This is a genomic window from Shewanella vesiculosa, from assembly GCF_009994065.1.
Classification (GTDB): domain Bacteria; phylum Pseudomonadota; class Gammaproteobacteria; order Enterobacterales; family Shewanellaceae; genus Shewanella; species Shewanella vesiculosa.
The window spans coordinates 101,410-107,920 of record NZ_JAACSD010000022.1 but is presented as its reverse complement, the minus strand read 5'-3'; the positions used below and the strand labels follow the sequence as shown (position 1 = coordinate 107,920).

The window sequence follows — 6,511 nt, the reverse complement described above, 5'->3', positions numbered from 1 at the left end:
CTTACGATTCGGCTCAATGAATTCTGATTGCTTATCTCACCGAAGCGAAATAAGTCTTTGTACATATTACTATGAACATTCATCGTTGCATTGAGTGTAAATTTTTTTATTGCCAACATTCCGAAGAACAGAAGACAATTTCGAATAACTCAATACCTGTGAATGTCCACACAGATTTCTTGTTTAAATTGTTAAAGAACGTGATGTCGATTTTTCAGACATCGCCGTAAGACGCTAGGTCGTTGGCTTGGGGTGCGTATTTTACGCTTTCCCGTGTCGGCGTCAAGTGTTTTTTCAAACTTTCTTTTCGCCTTGAATCCAGTGATATGAACCACTTAACTCAACCCAACTCGGTAACCGCTTTCGCTGTCTGCCGTGTCAGTGGATGCGCATTATAGGCAGCTTAAGATTTTGTGCAAGCATAAAAATGCTAAATATTGCAAAAACATGACTGAGAGGTGTTTTTTCAATCGAAATGAACAAAAAAGGGACTACCAGCCCCTTTTTTGCCTATTTTGCTCGGTTCTAATCACCAAAGAATCGAGTTTCCTGTTTTATTTCTATTGGGCTACCGTCAATAACTGCGTTAATTTTAATATCGATTTTGGTAATACTTCTCTTCAGCTCGATAGGATCGACAGCAATACTAATTGGCAAGGTGATGACTTCACCAGATCCGATTGAGACGTGCTGCGGGCCAATCCATTTAGCATTCGGCAGACCTTCGACACTTAACTCATACTCTTGTGGCTGTTCTGTCTTATTAAGAATTTTTATCGTAAAGGTGTTTTCGGTATTGCCTTGGTTGTTTTGACGATACAGTGAGTTTCTATCTCTAATAACATCCATACGAACAGGCGCAATAGTTGCGCTGGCATAAATGAATATTAATATCATCACAGTCAGCACTACACCGTATCCGACCAGCTTAGGTCGCAATACCTTTTCTTGTACGCCATCAAGTTTGTTTTCTGTTGTGTAACTGATTAACCCTTTTTCGTAACCCATGCGTTCCATGGTGTTATCACATGCATCAATACAGGCCCCACAGTTAATACATTCGTATTGCAGACCATTACGTATATCAATGCCTGTCGGACAGACTTGTACACATAAGTCACAATCAATACAGTCGCCTAAGCCCATTTCTTTTGGGTCTTGTTTGCGAGAACGAGGACCACGGGTTTCACCACGCTGAGTGTCGTAACCGACTATATAAGTATTTTTATCAAACATAGCCGCTTGGAAACGAGCATAAGGACACATATGAATACACATGATCTCACGCATCCATCCGGCATTACCATATGTCGCAATAGTGAAGAAAATAACCCAAAAATATATTCCACCACCGGCATTCAAGGTAAAGATGTCAATGTACAGTTCACGGCTTGGAACAAAGTAAGATACAAAGGTTGTGGCTGTTAATAGTGATACCAGTAGCCAAGAGGTATGTTTAGCGGTTTTCCGCCATAGCTTATTAAAGCTCCATGGCATTTGATCAAGCTTAATGCGTTTATTACGTGCGCCTTCAAACTTTTCTTCAAACCAGATAAAAATGAAGGTCCACACTGTTTGTGGGCAGGTATAGCCACACCACACTCTACCGAGATAAGTCGTAACGAAAAACAACCCGAATGCAGCTATCATAAACAGTGCTGCGAGTAAGGTGAGGTCTTGTGGCCAGATAGTTAAACCAAACACATGGAATTTTTGCTCGGCCAGATGAAACCAAACTGCTTGACGATCGCCCCATGGCAACCAGGGCAACAATAAGAAGAACAACATAGCAATCCAACCCATGTAACGTCGTAACGTTGTCCATAAACCATCTACAGCTCTTACATAAATACGGTTGCGCGGATTGAAACGGTCTGCTTTACTGGCATCAGGTTGATGGATTTTAATACGTTGTTGTTTAGAAAAGTCCTTGGGGTTAGATTCTGTCGTCATGTTACAGCCTTACTGCTTTAATATTGAACGATAACTAGCTTATTATATAGGTAATAACACATTATTGGATAAAAAGATGAGAGGCTGGATAGGATTAATAATAATTGCGGGAATTATTTATTATTTCGCGACGGAAACAGACAAGCTTGATAAGCCAATCCATGACATTAAAACAATGTTTACTAAGGCTGACAAAAAGCTTGATTCGATGACGGGCACAAAAATCATTAAAATTGATAAACACTTACCGCAAATTAAAGCGGAAATTTACGAACGCTTATCAACTATTGAGATCCGTGAGTTAGATGGTGTGTTTACCAGTAATGAAGCAATAGCTGAGTTTAAAGATCAATACTGCCATAGCAGTGCTCGCCACCCGGTTTTCACCAAAGAAAACTTACAATTTATTTGCGATAAAATCTTATAACTCGAGTTAGTTAACGGTTTTATGCTCTCAAATTGACCTAAATATCAAATAAGCCTAGCCTTTGTGTAATATCTACAATAGGGGCTAGGTTTTTATGACTCAATCACACACAGAATCAGTATCCGACATTTTTGATCCAGACTTATGGGATCTTGTCGAAGGATTCAATTTTGAAGACATCACTTATCATCGGGCAAAACACCAAGGTACAGTGCGTATTGCCATTGACAGGCCTGATTGCCTTAATTCATTTCGCCCTAAAACCGTAGACGAACTCTTTATCGCTCTAGATCATGCTAGACAATGGTCTGATGTAGGATGTGTACTATTAACAGGTAATGGGCCATCAGCAAAAGGTCAGTACTCATTTTGCGCAGGCGGTGATCAACGTATTCGTGGTAAAGACGGCTATAAATATGAAGGCGCAGAGGAAGGTAAGCCTGATGTCGCACGCATGGGACGCCTACATATATTAGAAGTACAACGTTTGATTCGTTTTATGCCCAAAGTGGTTATTGCAGTTGTGCCAGGCTGGGCTGTGGGTGGTGGCCATAGTTTACATGTAGTGTGTGACTTAACATTAGCCTCTAAAGAACACGCTATCTTTAAACAAACTGACCCTGATGTGGGCAGTTTTGATTCCGGGTATGGCAGTGCATATTTAGCTAAGATGATTGGCCAAAAACGTGCTCGTGAAATCTTCTTTCTTGGTTTTAATTACTCAGCAGAAGAAGCCTTTGATATGGGCATGGTAAACCGAGCGATTCCCCATGCTGAACTCGAAATAGAAGCATTAGTTTGGGCAAAAGAGATTAACTCTAAATCGCCTACCGCAATGCGTATGCTTAAATATGGCTTTAATATGGCCGACGATGGCTTAGTAGGCCAACAACTGTTTGCCGGTGAAGCCACACGCTTAGCGTATGCAAGTGAAGAAGCTCAAGAAGGCCGTGATGCCTTTTTAGAAAAACGCGACCAAGATTTTTCCCGCTTTCCTTGGCATTACTAACTCCAGCACATAGGGTTATGCTCTAAATTAACGGATATTTTCTGCCATCATAAAGGCCCTTTAAGGGCTTTTATTGTTTTCGGTATTAAGAAATATAATCGTAATCGAAATTTTCATTGGTAATAATCGAATTAACCCGCTTTACACGATAATGATAACTGTTATCATTTAAACAAATAAACAAGGGGGGGACTTAACCATGAAAAAAACTTTCAGTTTTGCCATTTTACACTTCGGTGTCGCATTTACGATTACCTACCTATTAACCGGGAGCATTATTATCGGTGGCACCATAGCCCTGCTTGAGCCTGCCGTTAATACTGTTGTATTTTACTTTCATGACAAGGTATGGAAAAAAATTGAGTTAAAGAAAGTGCAGCAAGCTGAGCGATCTAAAGAGTCGGCACTCTTGATGGGCTAACGTTATAACCATGAGCTTGCTAGTCCATCTTATGCGCTCTTTATGAAATTATAAAAGCATTGTTACCATTATTTTTTTTGGTACCAAATCCAGAAACCGCTTAATGATACCAACAACAATGCTAGCGCAAACAAGTCCCATAGCCACACTGTTAACGCTCCAAATAAGCGACCACTATGTAGATCTAGCATTACGCGTTGCCAATTTAAATGCGCACTACGAGCATGTTGAATAAACTCAGCATTAACTTGAGGATTTGGCATAAGCCAACTTAACGGCTTGAGCGGTACAGTAGGTTGCCAATCAATTAACTGCTCACCAGCTTGATAAACACCAGAGTCTGTCTTTAGCCATACTCGACCATCCACTACTGCCAGTGCTAATAAGCCAGTAGGTAAACCGGTACTGCTATTCTGTGTTTCTTGTAAATGCCCTGCGCTATCGAATAAATACAACTGATTGGTATCCATTGCCACCAGCATATTGGCAGCATAACTGGCACTGATTAACGTTTGTGGGCCTTCAAAAACAACCTGTTTTCCCTGCCACAATAAATTATCAGTAATATAAAGTGCAGGTAAATTACGCTTATCTAAAGCAGAAAACTGAGCGACATGCGCAGGAGCTGGAATACCATAATAATCAAGTAACCAAGACTGGGTAACAGGTGTTTGGTCTAAACCAAAATCATCACTGTGATTTATCGCTACACCTGTGAACACGAGTAATAGGATAAATAAAGCACTCGCTAAGCCTAGGCGTCGATGCCAAGGACGAAGTGCTCGTAACAACTTAAGTCTAAAACGATTACGTCGAGATGTCTTAGTCACACTAACCTGCTTGAAATGATCCGCTGGAATTGAAATTGGGCTTATGGCACCACATGCGCATGAAGTAATAATGCAATACGCGATAACTTAGTTAACGCTCTTACTGATAATGTCGCGCCTGTAATGCCATCTATATGCTTATCAAGCTGATATTGGTCATCTAGCTTGGCCGACTTAAATTGATCAGTAAAAAAATCATGACGCACTTCATCACCGCGGCTTTCACGATAGATTAACACTTTAGTTCGTTCTATTTGATTGTCTTTTACATGGATAGCCACTGTAATAGGCGATTCTTTACCTATCTCGTCCATTATCCATACCGTTGCATTATTGTGTAGCCAATAACGCAGCCGCATTTTATTAAAACGATGGGCTAAGATAGCTTCTATCGCTTGTTTGAGCTCATCGTCAAGCCATAGCACCTTAGACTCGCCACTACTTCCATTAAATGCTTGGCTAATAAACGCTTCATTTGACTGATATTGTGTGGCAGCAACGCTATTAAATACTGACAAACAAGCCGCTAATCCCAGCATAAATACCATCAAATATGATCGTAATATTGTTTGCATAATAGCCCTCAAACATCATAAAAATACGGGCGCCAACAATATACACTGCAGGCCCCCATTTACCGATAAACGTTTTTACCGATGCGTCTTACCTCTGAGAATACTCAGGATTAGAACTGGTAACCAACACCTAAGTTAAAACCGTCTGAATCTGCAGCGCCGCCAATATTTTCGTAATCAGCTTTAAACACTACGTTTTCGTGTAACCAGTAGTTAACACCCACGTTGGTTTGTTTTTTCTTAGTATCGACGCTATCACCAGCATTGTTGTCCCACTCGTTATAACGAGCAAACACACCAAACTGTTCATTAATACGGTAAGCAGGCTCAATATAGAAACCATTTTGCTTATCACGACCTAATGCTTCAGCTTCTTTACCATCAATATTCCACTGTGCATATAGAGCTTTTACAGTGAAGTGTTCAATGCTGTAAATGGCATGGGCGGTAAGCAATGTTGCTGCTGCAGAATCAACATCAGCAGTACCTTGAGTTAAATCTGATTGATACTGAACCGTTGCTGCTAGCTCCAAACCTGGAACCGCAGTGTATTTTACACGGCCGGTATAGGCTAAATCTTCGCCCTTAGCTTCAGAAACTTTTTGACGACCATTACGGATTTTGTAACCAGAGCTTTGGTCTAAATACAAACCAGAAGTGATTGCGGTATCAAAAGCTAAACCTGGCGCCGCTTTAATATTAAGGTTTATACCACCTTCCCACCACGTTGCAGGAATGATGTCTTTTTCTACTGGGTTGCGCTCAACACCGTAGAATGCTGTTGGTTCGTGAGTTTCGTTGATAATACCGACAGGCATTAAAAATAGACCAGCTTTACCGGTAAACATCTCATTAAAGTCATGCTCGATATAGGCTTGCTCTAACTCAACTTCGCCATTTTGGCTTTCACCTGCGATGGAATGCTCAACTTCGAGTTCAGAGAAAAAACGTGTGCTGCGATTAAACTCGTGACCGACAAATAATACAAAGCGATGGAAGTCGAATTCTTTCTTGTCTTCACCAGTTTGGTTATTGCTAATATTGTTGTAGTGTAATTCGCCATATCCACCAATAGTGGTTGCCGACTTGCTTGATGCGCTTGCTTCTACTACATCAGCCGTAGCCTCTACACGTTTTTCTGTTTGCTCAAGACGCTTTTCAAGATCTTTAAGCACTTTCTGCTGCTGCTCAATAATCTGGCGTAGTTCAGTCGTTTCATCAGAAGCCATAACTTGATTGCTAGCCAAAAGGCTAAATAGTGTTGCAGCTATTAACGTTTTTTTCATATTCCATCCC

General features: G+C 40.8%; 7 protein-coding genes. 3 read left to right on the top strand and 4 right to left on the bottom strand.

All coding sequences use genetic code 11. The annotated features are described in order from the left end of the window. Positions 1-525: 525 nt before the first annotated feature. Complete coding sequence (ccoG, locus tag GW828_RS18450) at positions 526-1,953, bottom strand: cytochrome c oxidase accessory protein CcoG (RefSeq protein WP_124016619.1); 1,428 nt, start codon at positions 1,951-1,953, stop codon at positions 526-528. Positions 1,954-2,029: 76 nt separating this feature from the next. Between ccoG and GW828_RS18445 the strand changes: the two genes are divergently transcribed. The 3 genes from GW828_RS18445 (at position 2,030) to GW828_RS18435 (ending at position 3,810) form a co-directional block, all read left to right on the top strand. After that, entirely contained in the window at positions 2,030-2,380 is a 351-nt protein-coding gene (locus GW828_RS18445; protein ID WP_273059814.1) for a hypothetical protein, read from the top strand. A gap of 94 nt (positions 2,381-2,474) precedes the next feature. Next, complete coding sequence (locus GW828_RS18440) at positions 2,475-3,389, top strand: 1,4-dihydroxy-2-naphthoyl-CoA synthase (protein WP_124016617.1); 915 nt, start codon at positions 2,475-2,477, stop codon at positions 3,387-3,389. Between the two features lie 199 nt (positions 3,390-3,588). Continuing rightward, positions 3,589-3,810, top strand: a complete 222-nt coding sequence (locus GW828_RS18435) for a DUF2061 domain-containing protein (protein WP_182723731.1) — start codon at positions 3,589-3,591, stop codon at positions 3,808-3,810. Positions 3,811-3,878: 68 nt separating this feature from the next. On the opposite strand, the gene GW828_RS18430 is transcribed toward GW828_RS18435, so the two are convergent. The 3 genes from GW828_RS18430 to GW828_RS18420 all read right to left on the bottom strand — a co-directional run bounded on the left by GW828_RS18430 (position 3,879) and on the right by GW828_RS18420 (position 6,501). Continuing rightward, positions 3,879-4,640, bottom strand: coding sequence for a PepSY-associated TM helix domain-containing protein (locus GW828_RS18430; RefSeq protein ID WP_273059811.1), 762 nt, complete (start codon positions 4,638-4,640; stop codon positions 3,879-3,881). 41 nt (positions 4,641-4,681) lie between these two features. Further along, positions 4,682-5,215 (bottom strand): FMN-binding protein, encoded by a 534-nt coding sequence (locus tag GW828_RS18425; protein WP_420542444.1) that lies wholly within the window; start codon positions 5,213-5,215, stop codon positions 4,682-4,684. 110 nt (positions 5,216-5,325) lie between these two features. Next, positions 5,326-6,501, bottom strand: a complete 1,176-nt coding sequence (locus GW828_RS18420; RefSeq protein ID WP_273059809.1) for a porin — start codon at positions 6,499-6,501, stop codon at positions 5,326-5,328. Positions 6,502-6,511: the final 10 nt, after the last annotated feature.

What these genes read in the sequence shown, in the direction of transcription:
- ccoG (WP_124016619.1), bottom strand. Translation starts at nt 1,953, where the DNA reads ATGACGACAGAATCTAACCCCAAGGACTTTTCTAAACAACAACGTATT.
- GW828_RS18445 (WP_273059814.1), top strand. Translation starts at nt 2,030, where the DNA reads ATGAGAGGCTGGATAGGATTAATAATAATTGCGGGAATTATTTATTAT.
- GW828_RS18440 (WP_124016617.1), top strand. Translation starts at nt 2,475, where the DNA reads ATGACTCAATCACACACAGAATCAGTATCCGACATTTTTGATCCAGAC.
- GW828_RS18435 (WP_182723731.1), top strand. Translation starts at nt 3,589, where the DNA reads ATGAAAAAAACTTTCAGTTTTGCCATTTTACACTTCGGTGTCGCATTT.
- GW828_RS18425 (WP_420542444.1), bottom strand. Translation starts at nt 5,215, where the DNA reads ATGCAAACAATATTACGATCATATTTGATGGTATTTATGCTGGGATTA.
- GW828_RS18420 (WP_273059809.1), bottom strand. Translation starts at nt 6,501, where the DNA reads ATGAAAAAAACGTTAATAGCTGCAACACTATTTAGCCTTTTGGCTAGC.